The 16,691-nt window shown below is 60.8% G+C and carries 15 protein-coding genes and 2 tRNA genes; 9 read left to right on the top strand and 8 right to left on the bottom strand.

The genetic code is table 11. The annotated features are described in order from the left end of the window. Positions 1 to 82 precede the first annotated feature (82 nt). Positions 83 to 1,600, bottom strand: coding sequence for a class I adenylate-forming enzyme family protein (locus RXV86_RS04940; RefSeq protein ID WP_316297952.1), 1,518 nt, complete (start codon positions 1,598 to 1,600; stop codon positions 83 to 85). A 191-nt stretch (positions 1,601 to 1,791) separates the two neighbouring features. Here RXV86_RS04940 and RXV86_RS04935 point away from each other — a divergent pair, with 191 nt between their 5' ends. After that, positions 1,792 to 2,289: a hypothetical protein gene (locus RXV86_RS04935; RefSeq protein ID WP_316297950.1), complete on the top strand. Its 498-nt coding sequence runs from the start codon at positions 1,792 to 1,794 to the stop codon at positions 2,287 to 2,289. Positions 2,290 to 2,345: 56 nt separating this feature from the next. On the opposite strand, the gene RXV86_RS04930 is transcribed toward RXV86_RS04935, so the two are convergent. Continuing rightward, complete coding sequence (locus RXV86_RS04930; RefSeq protein WP_316297949.1) at positions 2,346 to 4,325, bottom strand: hypothetical protein; 1,980 nt, start codon at positions 4,323 to 4,325, stop codon at positions 2,346 to 2,348. 334 nt (positions 4,326 to 4,659) lie between these two features. Between RXV86_RS04930 and RXV86_RS04925 the strand changes: the two genes are divergently transcribed. Beyond that, positions 4,660 to 4,735: transfer RNA gene (locus RXV86_RS04925), tRNA-Val, on the top strand. Positions 4,736 to 4,783: 48 nt separating this feature from the next. Here RXV86_RS04925 and RXV86_RS04920 read toward each other — a convergent pair. From RXV86_RS04920 to RXV86_RS04910, 3 genes are all read right to left on the bottom strand, one after another. Next, positions 4,784 to 5,359: a histidine phosphatase family protein gene (locus tag RXV86_RS04920; protein ID WP_316297947.1), complete on the bottom strand. Its 576-nt coding sequence runs from the start codon at positions 5,357 to 5,359 to the stop codon at positions 4,784 to 4,786. Positions 5,360 to 5,545: 186 nt separating this feature from the next. After that, positions 5,546 to 5,620, bottom strand: a tRNA-Val gene (locus tag RXV86_RS04915). A 19-nt stretch (positions 5,621 to 5,639) separates the two neighbouring features. Beyond that, positions 5,640 to 6,161: an HU family DNA-binding protein gene (locus RXV86_RS04910; RefSeq protein WP_316297946.1), complete on the bottom strand. Its 522-nt coding sequence runs from the start codon at positions 6,159 to 6,161 to the stop codon at positions 5,640 to 5,642. Positions 6,162 to 6,311: 150 nt separating this feature from the next. Between RXV86_RS04910 and RXV86_RS04905 the strand changes: the two genes are divergently transcribed. Then, the gene (locus tag RXV86_RS04905) at positions 6,312 to 6,497 is read left to right on the top strand and encodes a hypothetical protein (protein WP_316297944.1); all 186 of its coding nucleotides are present in this window, start codon (positions 6,312 to 6,314) and stop codon (positions 6,495 to 6,497) included. Between the two features lie 225 nt (positions 6,498 to 6,722). On the opposite strand, the gene lon is transcribed toward RXV86_RS04905, so the two are convergent. Further along, positions 6,723 to 9,125: an endopeptidase La gene (gene lon, locus RXV86_RS04900; RefSeq protein WP_316297942.1), complete on the bottom strand. Its 2,403-nt coding sequence runs from the start codon at positions 9,123 to 9,125 to the stop codon at positions 6,723 to 6,725. Positions 9,126 to 9,514: 389 nt separating this feature from the next. Here lon and RXV86_RS04895 point away from each other — a divergent pair, with 389 nt between their 5' ends. Both RXV86_RS04895 and RXV86_RS04890 read left to right on the top strand, forming a co-directional pair. Then, positions 9,515 to 9,982, top strand: a complete 468-nt coding sequence (locus tag RXV86_RS04895) for a helix-turn-helix domain-containing protein (RefSeq protein ID WP_316297940.1) — start codon at positions 9,515 to 9,517, stop codon at positions 9,980 to 9,982. Positions 9,983 to 10,111: 129 nt separating this feature from the next. Continuing rightward, positions 10,112 to 10,510, top strand: coding sequence for a hypothetical protein (locus tag RXV86_RS04890; protein WP_316297938.1), 399 nt, complete (start codon positions 10,112 to 10,114; stop codon positions 10,508 to 10,510). Positions 10,511 to 10,572: 62 nt separating this feature from the next. On the opposite strand, the gene tgt is transcribed toward RXV86_RS04890, so the two are convergent. Next, the gene (gene tgt, locus RXV86_RS04885) at positions 10,573 to 11,703 is read right to left on the bottom strand and encodes a tRNA guanosine(34) transglycosylase Tgt (protein WP_316297937.1); all 1,131 of its coding nucleotides are present in this window, start codon (positions 11,701 to 11,703) and stop codon (positions 10,573 to 10,575) included. Positions 11,704 to 11,823: 120 nt separating this feature from the next. Between tgt and RXV86_RS04880 the strand changes: the two genes are divergently transcribed. The 4 genes from RXV86_RS04880 (at position 11,824) to tpiA (ending at position 14,511) form a co-directional block, all read left to right on the top strand. Then, a complete protein-coding gene (locus RXV86_RS04880; RefSeq protein WP_316297934.1) occupies positions 11,824 to 12,606 on the top strand; it encodes an enoyl-CoA hydratase-related protein in 783 nt (260 codons plus the stop codon). A 280-nt stretch (positions 12,607 to 12,886) separates the two neighbouring features. Then, positions 12,887 to 13,249, top strand: a complete 363-nt coding sequence (locus tag RXV86_RS04875; protein WP_316297932.1) for an SUF system Fe-S cluster assembly protein — start codon at positions 12,887 to 12,889, stop codon at positions 13,247 to 13,249. A 29-nt stretch (positions 13,250 to 13,278) separates the two neighbouring features. Next, a complete protein-coding gene (locus RXV86_RS04870) occupies positions 13,279 to 13,671 on the top strand; it encodes an iron-sulfur cluster assembly accessory protein (RefSeq protein WP_316297930.1) in 393 nt (130 codons plus the stop codon). An 87-nt stretch (positions 13,672 to 13,758) separates the two neighbouring features. Further along, entirely contained in the window at positions 13,759 to 14,511 is a 753-nt protein-coding gene (gene tpiA, locus RXV86_RS04865) for a triose-phosphate isomerase (RefSeq protein ID WP_316297928.1), read from the top strand. A gap of 151 nt (positions 14,512 to 14,662) precedes the next feature. Here the strand turns inward: tpiA and RXV86_RS04860 are convergent, their stop codons facing one another. After that, positions 14,663 to 16,546, bottom strand: a complete 1,884-nt coding sequence (locus RXV86_RS04860) for an SLC13 family permease (protein WP_316297927.1) — start codon at positions 16,544 to 16,546, stop codon at positions 14,663 to 14,665. Between the last annotated feature and the right edge of the window lie 145 nt (positions 16,547 to 16,691).

The raw sequence follows: 16,691 nt of genomic DNA, 5'->3' as shown, positions 1-16,691 counted from the left end.
ATCCACACACACAAGGCTGCAATCCCCTGTGGCGACGGGACGGCGGGTGGGGCGATGCGCAAGCGAGCGACACCCCCGTCCCTCATAACCGATCGGCAAAATGCCCCAACAGTTTCGCTTTCAGGATCTTGCCTGTCGGCGCTGCCGGCAGCGCATCGGCAATTACGATCTTTGACGGCACCTTGTAGGGGGCCAGCCGGTCGCGCAGGAACGCCTGCAACCCGGCCTCGTCCAACCCTGCTTCGGGCCGGCAGGTGACAAAAGCCACCACTTCTTCATTGCCCTCCACCGCGCGGCCCACCACCGCGGCCACGATCACCCCGCGATGTTCGGTCAACGCCGCCTCGACCTCGACCGGGTAAACGTTAAAACCCGAATGGATAATCATTTCCTTCGAGCGCCCCACGAGGTGCAGCCGCCCTTCCTCGTCGAAACGCCCGAGATCCCCGGTCCGCAGCCAGCCGTCTTCGGTGATCGCCGCCGCCGTTGCTGCTTCATCGCGAAAATAGCCCAGCATCACCTGCCCACCGCCGATCTCGACCTCGCCAATCCCCTCGTTTGGCGAGGCTCCCTGTGCCTCCAGATCGACTCGCAACTCACTGTCCAGCATTGCCACACCCACGGAGATATCCGGGTCCCCCAATGCGTTGCGGGTCATGCAGGCCCCGGACGAGCTCTCGGTAAGCCCATAACCATTCTGCAACGGCAACCCGTAAAACGTCTCGGCCTCGCGTTTCCACACCGGGTCCAGCGGTGCCCCACCGGACGAAACATATCTCAGTGAATGCCCGCCATAGCGCGCCGCCCCATGGGTGCGCGCGTAGTGAAAAAGATGTGCATGCATCTGCGGCACCGCCGGCAGCACCGTAATCTCCTCCTGCAACGCCTCGAACAGCCGCCCGACATCGAATCTGGCCTCCAGCCTTGCGGCCCCGTGTGCCATCGTCACCGCCAGTATCGTGGCCAGGCCGAAGACATGGCTCATCGGCAGCGCCAGGTAGACAAGATCGCGCTCCACCAGATCCCGCGCATGGCGCGACGCCGCCGCCGATTGCACCATCGAACTCTGGCTCAGCATTGCCCCCTTGGGCGCCCCGGTCGTGCCGGACGTATAAAGCAGGATTGCCACCTCGCGCGCCGGATCATCCTCCTCCGGCAGGGGCTCGGTCCCGGAACGCAAGGCAATCGCCACCCGTCCCACCGGGCCGTCCACCGGCTCAGCGCCGTAATCAGCCGCGTGCGCCCGCGGCGCTTCTCCGGTCTCGACGGTAAAGATAGCCGCGGCCGCATCACCACGTTCGACGATCCGCCCCAGCTCCGGACCGCTCAACCTTGCATTCACCGGGCACGCGGCCACCCCCAGCATCGAGGCCCCGTAGAGATAAGCCAGCATCACGGCAGCATTTTCCAGCACGATCACCACCCGGTCACCGCGCCGAACCCCGCGCGCCTGCAGCGCATCGCGCGCCGCCTCGGCCCCTTTCAGCATCTCGGCCCAACTATATCGGGTATCGTCGTGATCAATGATAGCGAGCGCGTCGCCCCGCGCCCGCGCGGCCGCAAGCAGCAGATCATGAATGCGATGGTCATATTTTTTCATTCCACGATCATGGCCGGTTGTCCGGTGCCTGTCACCCGTGACGGCAAAACGTGCCGCAACGTCTCGCCCGGGGCATGCACCCGCTCTCTGCAAGCCACCAACCGGTTTTCGATTGACCGACATCATGGTTCGCCCGGGCTGTGGCATCTAAAATTTGACCGTGCCTTTTACGCTTCAAGGAGGGTGAGCAAATGTTATTTGCACCACGACGTCAACGGCCTGCGCGGATCACCGGACACATCGTCGGCGCTCTTTCCATGGCGGCCTTGATCGCACCGCTCTGGACCGCGCCCTCACATGCCCAGGCCCAGGATATTGACCCGGCGGCGCTCGGTGCAGGTCTTGGGGTCGGCGCGAACTGGCAATACAGGTTCCTTCTGGAACGAGGCGGGTTTCTTGGCGTCGACCAGACCGGCACGCCGCTTTTCGTTCAGCAGAACGTTCATTCGGTTAAACAGTTTCCCGGCTATCAGATCACCTTTGCCGATGCCTGTAACATCGGCCTGGTGCCCACCGGCGGCGGCGCGGTGATTCAATTTGGTGGCTGGATGGGAATGTATGAACAGAACAGTTTCAGGCCAAACACGCGTTGCGGCAGGTTTGAGGCCGCGAATTTCGACATGATCGTGCAAGAGATGAAAACCCAGCACCAGCACGCACTTGACCGGATCAAGAACATCTTGCGCTGACGCCCGGCGCGGTGTCGGTGCCCGCCACCACGGGCGAAGCGCCGACATCTTAGTGCCTAGACCGTGGACCCCGACGCATCTTTCCAATTGGTTCCGTCTGACCAGATCGGTTTGCTCAGCGTGGTGTCATTGAACTGCGCCCCCGCGCCGACCGCAGCGGCAGACGGACGGTTCACGCTCGTATCCTTGCCGGTCATGAAACAATCGTCGGCATCAAGGCCCAGGACACCCGCCGCCTTGCGGTCGAGATAGACATCCGCATCCTTGTTGTTCACACTCGGGTCCCCCCACCCCATGCGCCCGGACATGTAGCGAACGAAGTAGCCCCTGCGATAGAGCGTCTGCGTGCCGCCGGCCTTCTTGAACACCTCCACCGGCTGTGTTGTCGCCAGGGCGGCGGTCTTGGTGGTATAGACCGTGGGTTGGAACTTGGTGCAATTTGCCGCCGGGCCGACCACGTTCGCCGCAAAATCCGTGACATTGCTGGTGGTCGGGTTCCAGGTGGCACCGGGGGACAGCCTGACATCACCGGCGCTGCCCGTGGTGTAGCCAAGGGCGTATTGCCCCTCAAGCACGGTGCCACTGTTGATAAACAGCGTGGCCGTGGATTTTAGCGACACCCCGAGCGCAAACAGATCATCCGTCTTGATAAAGGGCCCATTCAAATGCACATCGCCTTCGGCGGTGGCGACGAAGATGCCGTAACTGGTACCGCTTTTGGTGGTCTCGTAGCGCCCGCCATTGATCGAAATGTCAAAGGGCGGACAATCGAGCACACCGCCCTGGGTGATGGTCAGGCAATTGGTGAACAGCCCCAGGATCACGTTGTTATCTATTGCGACATTCAGGGCGTTGTTGGCGACGGTAAAGCCGGACCCGGCCTCAACCACCCAATTGGTCAGCACGTTGTCCGAGAACACGTAACCATACGTCTGCGCACTGTCGGCGGTTGTAATACTCCCGCCGATGGCGCCGCCATTGCATTCGCGGCAGACATTGCCGACAAACCGGATGCCGGCCGTCTTGTTAAACGACGGCTCGCCCGCCGCTTCCAGCAATTCGCAATAGTACCAGGTGTTGAAACTGCACGACACGTCCGCGCCCGAGGTATTGACCCCGTTGGTATGCGACAGGTCGTTGTGCTCGAAGCGCACCCCGTCGAGGATCGAGGTGACATAGGCCATGCCCCGCGTGCCGCTGAAGCGGCAATGCGTGACGCTTGATCCTTCTCCGAAAACGGTGCCCGCGCTGTTGGCATATTGCAGGAAGCCGGGAACATTGGTGGTGCCCCAGGACGACACGAACTCGAAATCCACCGCGTCCACATTGCCCTTGAAATGGATGCCCTCGCAGGAAAACCCATCGGAATGGGCAAGGAACACCCAGAACTGCGCCGTATCGACCGATCCCGCGCTTTGCCCGGGGGTTTCGATGTCGAAGATCGTGACCTCGCGGCCCGCGCCGCGAATGCTCACGTTATCACCGGCCACAAACCCCGCCTTCTGACCAAAGGTCGCTGTCGCCGGCGGCTGGCTGGCATTCAGGTTGCGCTGGAACGAAAACGTCCCGGCCGGGATGTTCAGACACCCCCCGCCGTTGCCGTCAATTGCCGCCAGGGCGGCGCGGAAGGCATCGTTGCTGTCGCTCACCCCGCTGTCGTCGGCACCAAAGGCAAGCAGGTTATACCCGCCCGGCGACGGCAGCACATAAAGCTTCACCCCGCCCGCCGTTGTCAGGTGGTGGTCGATGGCCGCGGCGGCGGCCTCCTCATAGCGGAACCCCCCGGCCTGCCAGATCTCGCCCGCCCCGCGCGACGCCTCGCTGCTGGTCAACAGATCGCCCACCGTGTCATAGGTCACGTTCTCGGTCGGAAGGCTTGCCGTCCCGACCGGATCAAGCGCCGCAACCTGCGCCATGATTTCCCGCAGGGCGTCGTCGAGATTTGATGTTGGGCAGTTTTCGGCAATGCTGATCCCGCCGACGTCCGAATTGTTTCCGGCGGTTGTGTCGCAATCGCCTACGCTGTTTTTTGCCATGAGAAAGCCTCGTTGAAAATTGGCCCCAGAGACGGAGCGCGCTAGGTCATCGGTCTTTCGGGTATGCGCGCCTGAATTCTTGAAAATCGAAATGAGCAAAGATGCTGCCGCGGCGATGCCGGACAACCTGGCTACCCTTTTTGGAATTAGAGCGGTGAGATTTTACAAGAGGTGAACCCTGCGCCCGGTCGTCTTGCCGCATGTCCCGCACTGCTTCCCGACCGTCGCCCGGCGCGCTGCGCCACAATCAAACAGCCGTTACTGCGGATATGCGAGTTTTTTCCGGATCAGGGTCTTGCGCGGCGGGCCGCATCGCGCTAGGTAGCCGCCCGTCGGGTCGTTAGCTCAGTTGGTAGAGCGCTTCGTTTACACCGAAGATGTCGGGAGTTCGAGCCTCTCACGACCCACCATTCCCACATTTCGCAACAGCCCCCGATTTCCGCGAGAATTCGTGCTCCTTACCGATGGGTTACTTCCCGCCTATCCCGAAGCTCGAGCACGACACCCTGTTCGCGCACCATCGCGTCCATCTCGTTGAAACTGCTGCCCAGAACGATGCCACGCAGAAAGGTCAGCGCAATTCCGTGGCTGACCACCAGTGTCGGTCCGCTCAACCCGGCAACAAAGTCACCGATCCGCGCACGCATGTCAGCTTCGCTCTCACCGTCGCTCATCAGGCATGCCTGGAAAATACTGGCCCCGCGCAGGCCACTGGCTTTGTCCGTCAGAACGTCCTCCCACATTCGCCCTTCCCAGCTGCCAAGCGAGACTTCCTTCAGCCGGTCGTCGAAAACAGGGGCCAAACCCACCACCCCCAAGGCGATCTCGGCGGTCTGTCGTGTCCGCACCTGCGGGCTGCACCAGGCCTTGATCTCTTCCGGCAGGTCGATCCTGGCCAGGATGTCCCCCTGCCGCGCTGCATGTTCCTTGCCCATCTCGGTCAGTTGCGATTCCATCTGCCCCTGGATGCGTCTTATCGCGTTCCATTCGGTCTGACCGTGGCGCAACAGGAAAAGTGGTGGGAATTCAGCCATTTCCAGCAAACCTCACATGATTGGTACCCATGAAAAAGGCCCCGCCCGAAACCGGACGCACTCCAAGGATTCTGATGTGTGACAAGAGATTTGAAATTCTGACCAAGAGCGCCGGCTCAGCCGGTGCGAGACGGTCCGGCGCAAAGCAAAAAGGGCGCGCCCGACCCGAGCACGCCCCCAGAATTCTGGTGGGTGATAAGAGATTTGAACTCCTGACATCTTCGATGTGAACGAAGCGCTCTACCACTGAGCTAATCACCCGTTGCCGCGCTATGTAGCCTCACTCGGCAGCCTCTGCAAGAGGGTCTTTGCCACCGGTTTCCGGATCGGGTCTCGCACTTTTGTCGGCCTGGCGGATACGGGCGACATAGACATGCGCATTGCTCAGTTTCTTGGTCCGAACCACCTTCAACTTGCCCAATCCGGGCAGGTTCAAACCGCTACCGTCGGCGATCGCCTCGCCCATAATCTCCAGCGCCGCTTCGACGGCGGCCTTGGCATCGCGCCGCTTGACGCCCGACCGTTTGGCGATCGCGTCGATAAGGGGGCGCTTGCGCAGATGTGGCTGTTCGGTCTTTGTTTCCGCGGCCTCGGGCGCCTTGGCCTCACCAGGCTTCGCCGCCACCTTGGGGGCAATCTTCACGGTCTCGCGTGCAGCGGTCACCTTCGGCGTCTTGTCGATGGGCGCCGCGTCGATTGCGCTCTCGCCGACGCTGGCAGCGGGCTTCGTCACCTTGCTCTTGCTTACGCTTGTCGCCTTGCGCGGACTCGCGGATTTACGGGTGGTTTTCCTGGTTGCCATCTGCCTTGCCTCTCGGTGTTTGCCGATTGTTTATTGTTTCTCATTGGTTACAGCTTACCGTTTATTGCGAACAATATCTAGCCTAAGTTGCGCCGGCTCACCTCTAGCGCTAGGGTGTAGCCACATTTGATTGAAGACTTGGGGGTCATCATGAAACCTTTTCTCTCTGCTTTTGCGCTCGCTGCCCTTCTGGCTGGTCCGGCGGCTGCCGGTTCGCTGACCGATCCGATCGTGGCCGATGACGTGGCGGCTGACGCGGCTGCAAACTCCTCTGCCGCGGGCGTTCCGCTGGTACTGTTCCTCGCTGCGGTGATTTTCGCCGTCGCTTCCGACTAACCAGAGACACCAACACTCCGGTACAACAGGCGGGCTTAGGTTCCGGTTGGCAGTGTTTTGCGCCCGCCCGGTCCCGGGCCGTTTCGTCCCGGGTCGGAAGTCTTTCACTCCGGGCTGCCCAAAACCACCCAAGTACCCGCGCTTACCTGCCTGATAACAAACAGTTTCCAACAAAAAAGGCCGCCCATTCAGGCGGCCTTTCTGCATGTCTTTTTCTGATCAGGATCAATGCGCCGTGGCGCTGGGACCATCCTTCTCGGCCAGGGCCGCAGCGGCGGCCTCTTCGGCCTCCTCGTCCCAGTCCACCGGTTCGGGTTCGCCGGTCAATGCCAGCTTCAGCACGTCCGAGACATGCTTCACCGGCACGATCTTGAGCCCTTCCTTCACATTGTCCGGGATCTCGGCCAGGTCCTTCTCGTTTTCATCCGGGATCAGCACCGTCTTGATGCCCCCCCGCAGCGCCGCCAGCAGCTTTTCTTTCAATCCGCCAATCGGCATCGCATTGCCACGCAGCGACACCTCGCCGGTCATCGCAATGTCCTTCCTCACCGGAATACCGGTCAGCACGGACACGATCGACGTCACCATCGCCAGACCGGCGCTCGGCCCGTCCTTGGGTGTCGCGCCATCAGGCACGTGCACGTGGATGTCCCACTTTTCGAACTGCGGTGGTTTCACCCCGATCCGTGGCGCAATCGAACGCACGTAAGAAGACGCCGCATCAATCGACTCCTTCATCACGTCGCCCAGCTTGCCAGTGGTCTTCATCCGACCCTTGCCCGGCAGGCGCAACGCCTCGATGTTCAACAATTCCCCACCAACCGACGTATAGGCCAGCCCGGTGACAACACCCACCTGGTCCTCATCCTCGGCCAGGCCATAGCGGAACTTCTTCACGCCCAGGAAGTCGTCGATATTCTCGTCGCTGACGACAATCTTCTCGGCTTCCTTCTTGACGATCCGGGTCACCGCCTTGCGTGCCAGTTTGGCGATTTCGCGCTCAAGGTTCCGCACCCCGGCTTCGCGGGTGTAATGCTGGATGATCGCAGTCAGCGCGCTGTCCTTGACCTCGAACTCATGCGCCTTCAGTCCGTTATTCTTGACCACCTTCTCGATCAGGTGCTGCTTGGCGATCTCGCGCTTTTCATCCTCGGTATAGCCCGCCAGCGGAATGATCTCCATCCGATCGAGCAGCGGCCCCGGCATGTTATAGGAGTTCGCCGTGGTCAGGAACATCACGTTGGAAAGGTCATATTCGACCTCCAGATAGTGATCGACAAAGGTCGAATTCTGTTCCGGATCAAGCACTTCCAGCATCGCAGAGGCCGGATCACCGCGGAAATCCTGCCCCATCTTGTCGATCTCATCGAGCAGGATCAGCGGGTTCGTCGTCTTGGCCTTTTTCAGCGCCTGGATGATCTTGCCCGGCATCGAGCCGATATAGGTCCGCCGATGCCCGCGAATTTCACTCTCGTCACGCACGCCGCCCAGTGAGATCCGGATAAACTCGCGCCCGGTCGCCCGCGCCACCGACTTGCCCAGCGAGGTCTTACCCACACCGGGAGGGCCAACAAGGCACATGATCGGGCCTTTCAGCTTCTTGCTGCGTTGCTGCACGGCAAGGTATTCGACAATCCGTTCCTTGACCTTCTCCAGGCCATAGTGATCCGCATCCAGGATTTCCTGCGCCTTATTGAGGTCCTTCTTAACGCGCGAGCGCTTGCCCCACGGAATGCTCAGCATCCAGTCGAGGTAATTGCGCACAACCGTCGCCTCGGCGCTCATCGGGCTCATGTTCTTGAGCTTCTTCAGCTCGGCATCGGCCTTTTCGCGCGCCTCTTTAGACAGCTTGGTCTCGTTGATCTTCTCTTCCAGATCGGCAACTTCGTTCTGGCCCTCTTCGCCATCGCCCAGCTCTTTCTGAATGGCCTTCATCTGCTCATTCAGATAATACTCGCGCTGTGTCTTCTCCATCTGCGATTTCACGCGCGTCTTGATCTTCTTCTCGACCTGCAGAACAGACATTTCCCCCTGCATCAGGCCATAGACCTTCTCCAGCCGCTCGCTGACCGAAAGCGTCTCAAGCAGGTCCTGCTTCTGGTCCACCTCGATGCCCAGATGCCCGGCCACCAGATCGGCCAGCTTGGCTGAATCGTCGGTCTCGGAAACCGCCGAAAGTGCCTCTTCCGGGATGTTCTTGCGCACCTTTGCGTAACGCTCGAACTCGGTCATCACCGTGCGCTGCAACGCCTCGATCGTGGCCGCATCGCCCGGCATCTCTGTCAGGTATTCGGCCCGCGCCTCGAAGAAATCGTCGTTTTCCAGGTACTCGTCGATCCGCACCCGCGCCTGACCTTCGACCAGCACCTTGACGGTGCCATCGGGCAGTTTCAGCAATTGCAGAACATTGGCCAGAACCCCGGCCTTGAAAATCCCGTCGGTGTCAGGCTCGTCGACGCTCGGATCAATCTGGCTGGCCAGCAGGATCTGCTTGTCATCCGCCATCACCTCTTCCAGCGCCTTGACCGACTTTTCGCGCCCGACAAACAGCGGCACGATCATGTGCGGAAAGACGACAATATCCCTGAGAGGCAGCACCGGATAGGATGCGTTCAGTGGCTCTTGCATCGCTCAATATTCCTTGTTCTTGGCAAGGTGCCCGGCCCCTATTTTAGGCGGCACACGGCACCTCCGCGTTTCTGAAAGGTTAAATTGGGGGTTGCCCGCCGGGGATTCAACCTCTTTTTGGCAGAATGCCCGCGCGTCCGCACCCCGGCAAGCGCCAAATCCCGCGCCTTTGAAGCGATTTGCCGCAAGCCCCTGGTGGCTTGCCGGAACACCGCCTCTTTCTTGACCCAAATACTCCTGACAACCGCGCCGCGCGCGCACCGCTTCGGAATTACCGCGAAAACCCGCCTGTCGCTGCACCATGTCGGGTCGCTGTCGTACCGGTGTCGTGGTATAGTTATGCGTCGAGTCTCATATCGCCTTCACCGAAAAAGAAGGATCGAACAGTGATGCACATCCGGAAAATGCGATTGGATCAGGGCTGGTCACAGGAACAACTGGCCGAAATGGCGGGCATTTCCACGCGCACCTTGCAACGCATCGAACGCGGCGCCCCCGCTTCGACCGAAACCCTGAAATGCCTGGCCGCCGTGTTCGAGACAGACTTTCACAATTTGCGAGAGGATACCGACATGCAAAATACACATTCTGTTGACCATGAACGCGAAGCGGTTGAATACGTGCGCGACATAAAATCGTTCTACACCCACCTTGTGACCTTCGTGCTGGTGATCGTCTTTCTGTCGATCATCAACATCTTCGTCACCCCGGGTTATCCCTGGGTTCTCTGGGTCATCGGTGGCTGGGCCATCGGGTTGATCAGCCACGCCTTCACTGTCTTCGAAGTTATGGATTTCTTCAGCCCAGATTGGGAACGCAAACAGATTGAAAAACGCCTGCGCAAGATGGGCCACTAGAGCCCCCGGGACGGCGGGTGGGGCGTCGCGGAACGCGCGCGTCACCCCCGTCGCATCACACCGGCTCACCCTCTTGAACATACAACACATCCGGGCTAATCCTTGCGTGACACAACCCAGAGGAATTGCATGACACGCCTGCTTTTCACCATTGCATTTTTAACCGTCAGCACGCTTCCGGCTCAAGCCGATGTCAAGAAACTGGCATTTTTCTCGATTTCCAACAAGAAGCCCACCGTAACCGGCAGCTTCAATGTTGGAGGCTACAGCCCGGCCCAGGTTGCCGCTCTCATCGCACGGGAGTGCAAAGGCAAGGTCGGGGCCCTTGAGTACCAGGGCAAGCCCCGCAAACGGCGCCGCGTCCCCCACCAGAAGTTCCAAACCACCTGCTCCGGCGGTTTGGCTTCGCGCTACAAGGGCAGCCGCGCAACGTTCTCGGTCAGCCAACAGCCCAACGGCAAGAACATGGTCGAAACCACAACCTCGGACGGCAATGGCAACATGCTGTTGATGAGAGAGTTCTACTGACACCGCACTGACCGAAAACTGGCAGGCAGGACATCCGCCTTACGGCTTGCGCACTGCTGCCGTCACACCGGCTCGATGTCCCCTAGGGTCCGAGTGCCGTGAAACACCTCCTCCCATGCCGCAAAACGTCCTTCGGCAATCGCCTGCCGCATGCCCTGCATGATCTCCTGGAAGTAATGCAGGTTGTGCCAGGTCAGCAGCATCCCGGAAATCATCTCCTGGGCTCGGAACACATGATGCAGGTACGCCCTGCTGTAGTTCGAACACGCCGGGCAGGAACAGGCTTCATCCAGCGGCCGTGGATCATCCGCATGGCGGGCATTCTTGATGTTGACCACACCGCGCCGGGTAAACACCTGCCCCGTGCGCCCCGAGCGTGATGGCAGCACGCAATCCATCATGTCGATGCCACGTTTCACCGCGCCGACGATGTCATCGGGCTTTCCCACCCCCATCAGGTAGCGCGGTTTGTTCGCGGGCAGGAACCCCGGCGCATAATCAAGACAGTCGAACATCGCCGCCTGCCCCTCGCCCACAGCCAGGCCGCCCACCGCATAGCCATCAAACCCGATCGCCTTCAGCGCCTCGGCGCTTTCCTCGCGCAGGTCCGGCTCCAGCCCGCCCTGCATGATCCCGAACAGCGTATGCCCCGGCCGGTCACCAAAGGCCTCGCGTGATCGCTCCGCCCACCGCATCGACAACCGCATGCTTTCGGCAATGCGCTTGCGATCCGCCGGCAATGCCGGACATTCATCGAAACACATCACGATGTCCGACCCAAGCAGCCGCTGGATCTCCATCGACCGTTCCGGCGTCAGTTCATGCTTGGACCCGTCAATGTGGGATTTGAAGGTCACGCCCCGCTCGGTCAGCTTGCGCAATCCCGCCAGCGACATCACCTGGAATCCACCGCTATCCGTCAAAATCGGCCGCTCCCAGTTCATGAAGCGGTGCAAGCCGCCCAACCGGTCAATCCGCTCGGCCCCGGGGCGCAGCATCAAATGATAGGTATTGCCCAGCAGGATATCCGCACCGGTCGCCCGAACACTTTCCGGCATCATCGCCTTCACCGTCGCCGCCGTGCCCACCGGCATGAAGGCGGGTGTGCGAATCTCGCCGCGCGGCGTGGAAATCACTCCGGTTCGCGCTGCCCCATCCGTGGCCTTCAGCTCAAACTCAACGCGCTGGCTCATAACCCGTTCTCCTCTGATCGCGGCCTGCATAACGCCCCGTTGGGCGGGTGCCAACCCACCTCCCCCCATGGACAAACGCACGCCGACCAACCAAACTCACGGCGCAACCCGGAGGCTCCCATGAACCAGATGTCCCTGCCCGACCTCGTCGCCACCGATCTGGCCGATGGCGTGATCACAATCACCCTTGGCAACGGCAAGGCCCACCCCCTGTCACAGCCGATGATCCGCGCCCTGCACGACGTCATCAATGCAGCGAATGAAAACCCCGACGCCCGCGTCATCGTGATCGACGGGCCGGGTCATATCTTCTGCGCCGGCCATGACCTCAAGGAAATCGCCCGCCACCGCACCGACGCCGATGACGGCCACGCCTACCTGACTGAATTATTCGAGGATTGCGCCGCGATGATGCAGGCCGTGACCTATTCGCCGAAACCCACAATCGCCCAGGTCGGCGGCATCGCCACCGCTGCCGGATTGCAGCTCGTTGCTGCCTGCGACATGGCCTTTGCCAGCCATGATGCATCCTTCTGCCTGCCCGGCGTCAACAATGGCGGCTTCTGCACCACGCCTGCCGTCGCGGTCTCGCGCGCCGTGGGCCGCAAACACCTGATGGAACTGCTGCTATCGGGTGCGGTCAAATCCGCCGATTGGGGCCTGCGCGCAGGACTGGTGAACGAGGTCACCGGCCCTGATCAACTCGCGCCACGAACTCGCGACTTCGCCACGACGCTGGCCTCCCGCAATCCCGGCCCCATCGCCGACGGCAAGTCCATTACCATGCGCCATCTCGACATGGACCTGCCATCGGCCTACGACGAAGCGACCCGCGTCATGATCGGCCACTTCATGGACCCCGACCGCATCGCCCATGAAAAAGCGTCGCGCTGGAACAGCTGAGGCAACCGTTTCCCGACACGGGAAACAATTTCCAATCCGACTCGGATTTACACGCGCCTTTTCCGCGTCGGAGTTTACCTTGCCGCGCGCGGTGTTAAGCTTCGGTGTCGTTAACGCATTCACTAAAATTCGCCCGACAGCTACCCGACAGATAGCCGACGGGTTCCAGCCCCCCGACAGACCACCGCACGGTGCCATTAACCTTTCTCCCAGATGCACCTCTTTACCTCACCTGCGGGAAACCTTATATGTTTCGTCAGGAAATACTTGAGGCCCACGCATGACCGAACTGACCGAACCGCTCGAAGGCACCCCGCTGATCAAACCGTCTTCGACGTCGCACAAGCTCTACGAGCCAGTGGTCGAGGCCTGCCGTTCGATCTATGACCCTGAAATCCCGGTGAATATCTACGACCTGGGCCTGATCTACACGATCGAGATCGACCATGAATGCGATGTGCGTATCATCATGACCCTGACCGCCCCGGGCTGCCCCGTGGCCGGTGACATGCCGGGCTGGATTCAGGACGCTGTCGCCCCGGTCGAAGGCGTGCGCCATGTCACTGTTGAGCTCACATGGGAACCGCAGTGGGGCATGGACATGATGAGTGACGAAGCTCGCCTTGAATTGGGTTTCATGTAATAAACACAACGGCTTGAAAGGAGACATTCATGTTTGGAATTCCCGGCAAACAGGCCGTCACCATGACCCCTGCCGCGATCAAGCAGATCGCCAAACTGATGAACAAGGAAGGCCACCAGGGCCTGCGCATCGGCGTCAAGAAGGGCGGCTGTGCGGGCATGGAATACACCATGGACTACGTTGACGAGGTCGACCCCCACGACGAGGTGGTCGAAATCGACGGCGCCCGCGTCATGATCGCCCCCATGGCCCAGATGTTCCTCTTCGGCACCGAGATCGACTACAAGACCTCACTGCTCAGCTCCGAATTTGTCTTCAACAACCCCAATGTCGAAGACGCCTGCGGCTGTGGCGAGTCGATAAAGTTCAAGGATATTGACGAGTTATCCGCCGAACATGAGAATGGCGCCCCACGTCTGTAAACTGTCTCGACCCCCGCGACATTGCTTCCCTTGACCCGGTCCCGGCCCTCGTAGAGATTGCGCCAACAGGGAAACAGGGAGAGAAAAATGCGCCGCAAGCTTGCCGCCGGAAACTGGAAAATGAACGGGGTTTCGGCCTCCTTGGACGAGCTCAAATCGCTCGCCGGGACCCATGCCGATCCGTCAGTCGACGTGCTGATCTGCCCGCCTGCCACGATCGTGCAATCCGCCGCACAAACCGTTGACAACACTCCCATTTCCATCGGCGGGCAAGATTGCCACGCGGAAAGCAGCGGCGCCCATACCGGCGACATCTCCGCCGACATGCTGCGCGACGCAGGCGCCACGGCAGTCATCCTCGGCCATTCAGAACGCCGCGAAGACCACGAGGAAAGCTCCGAGATGGTCCGCGCCAAGGCCCGCAGCGCGCAAGCCTCCGGCCTCACCGCCGTCATCTGCCTCGGCGAAAGCCTGGCTCAGCGCGAAGCCGCCAACACGCTCGACATCATTGCTGGCCAGCTCGCCGCCTCGCTGCCCGACAACTCCACCGCCGAGAACCTCGTCATCGCCTATGAACCGATCTGGGCCATCGGCACCGGCAAGGTTCCCACGCTGGCGCAAATCGGCGAGGTTCACGATTTCATCCGCACCCGCCTCGAGCGCCGCTTCGGTGCCGGTGTCGGCCGCGGTGTGCGCATCCTCTATGGCGGCTCGGTCAAGCCCGACAACGCCGCCGACATCTTCCGCGTCCCCAATGTCGATGGTGCCCTTGTCGGCGGCGCCTCGCTCAAGGCCTCTGATTTCTCACCGATTATCAAGGCCCTGGAAGAAAGCGCCTAATCTGTTTCTTCCTCTTGCCCGAAATATCTCAGGGGGTCTGGGGGACTGGTCCCCCAGGGCCTGCGTCCTCTCGGGACCCTTTGTTCCAAAAGGCCCTGTCGGCAATGGGCCTGAACGCAATCAAACCGGTGCGCGTTAGCGCTCCGATAAATTAATAGACCAGATTCATCATCACCATCGAAACCACGAGGAAGATCACGGTCATGATGCCGCCCGAGCGCACGAAATCGGCCACCTTGTAACCTGCCGGCCCCATGATCAGCGCATTCACCTGATGGGTCGGGATCAGGAACGAGTTCGAGGTCGAAATCGCCACCGTCAGGGCAAAAATTGCCGGGTCGCCCCCTGCTTCTACAGCGATCGACACCGCCAGCGGCACCAGAAGAACCGTGGCGCCCACATTGGACATAACCAACGTGAAAATAGTTGCCAGCACGGCAACCCCCACCTGCAGCCCCCAGATCGGCCAGCCATCCAGCAGCGACAGGATCTGTTGCGCAATCCAGGCTGCCGTGCCGGTATTCTGGACCGCCTGCCCCAATGGAATGAGCGAGGCCAACAGGAACACCGTCGACCAACTGACCGCCTCATAAGCCTCGTCGATGCGCAGAACCTTGGTGGCGATCATCCCCGCCGCACCCACCAGCAGGGCCAGCGACAGGCGCACATCGGTGAACAGAATGAGCGACAGCGCGATCAGGAAGAACAGAAGCGCCCAACCCACCTTCTTGGGCCGCATTTCTTCGCGCGGGAAGTCCGAGGTCACCACCACGAAATCATTGCCCCGGTCGAGCCGCGCCAGCGCGTCCCACGAGGTAAACGCCACCAGCGCATCGCCGGCCTGGATCGGAATGTTCAGAATGTCATCAGGGTCGTGTTCCGGCGTCTCCACCAGAGAAAAGGTCGAGCCCCCACGGTTCACTGCCAGCAAGGACAGCCCATAGGTCCGCCGCATCGCCAGTTGCAGCGGCGTTTTGCCCACCACCGGGCTGTTGGGGGGCACAACCACCTCGCCCACACCGGCCACGGTCGGCGCATAATCCTCGGCGAACATTTCAAGGTCATCGAGCACCTCAAGCCCGTACCAGCTTGCCACTTCCTCGATCACCTTGCGGCGGCCCAGAACGGCCAACCGGCAAGGGGTCTGAATCACCGTGTCGACGGGCGGCGCAAACCAGCGTTTGCCGCCGTGGGCCGAACCGATGATATAGAGATTGTGCGCCTGCATCACATCACGGAAGGTCTGCCCCTCCAGCAGGTTGCCCGCCGGAAACACCACTTCGACGATGTCCGATTTCAGTCCGTAGGTATTTTTCAGGTATTCCTTAACGGACTGGCCCGAGCTGCCCTCTTCGCTCGACGACCGGCTTGGCAGGACCCAGCGGCCAAAGAGCACGAAATAGAGAATCCCCGACAGAACCAGCGCCACGCCAACCGGCGTGACCGAGAAGAGGCCGAACGTGTCCATCTTCTGCCCCTCGGGCAGACCGTTGTTCGACGTGATGATCAGGTCGTTCAAGAGAATCAGCGGCGACGAGCCAACCATCGTCATCGTGCCGCCCAGAATGGCGCAAAAGCCCATTGGCATCAGCAGACGGCTCAGTGGCAATCCTGTGCGCACCGAAATCCTTGAAACCACGGGCAAAAACAGTGCCGCAGCGCCGACGTTCTGCATGAAGGAGGAAATAAACCCGACCGTCCCCGAGATGATCGGGATGATCCGCGCCTCGGTCCGTCCGCCATACTTCAGGATCGTCGCGGCGACCTTGGACATCAGCCCCGTGCGGTCCAGCCCCGCCCCGATGATCATCACCGCGATGATCGAGATCACCGCGTTTGACGAAAAGCCCACGAACAGCTGTGTCGGATCGGCCAGGTTGGTCATCCCCGGCAACATGCTCAGCATGCCCAACAGCACCATCATCAGGATGGCGGTGAAATCGATGCGGAAAAATTCGGTGACGAACAGGGTCACGGTCAAGGCCAGCACGGCCAGCACCGCCATCATCTCGGTCGTCAGGGTGAGCGCTTCCATCAAGATCCTCCCGGGTGCGCCATGGGTGCCGTGGCCCCCTCCGGCCCGGTCCCGATACGCCAATGTTGTTACTGAAACAAGAACGCCCGGCCAACTGGACTCATTGAAACCGTCAGGCCGGGCTTCTTATTCACGGATTAGCATA

It is taken from the genome of Aliisedimentitalea sp. MJ-SS2 (genome assembly GCF_032586155.1).
Classification (GTDB): Bacteria; Pseudomonadota; Alphaproteobacteria; order Rhodobacterales; family Rhodobacteraceae; genus JAWHTC01.
This window is presented reverse-complemented; position numbering and strand designations above follow the sequence as displayed.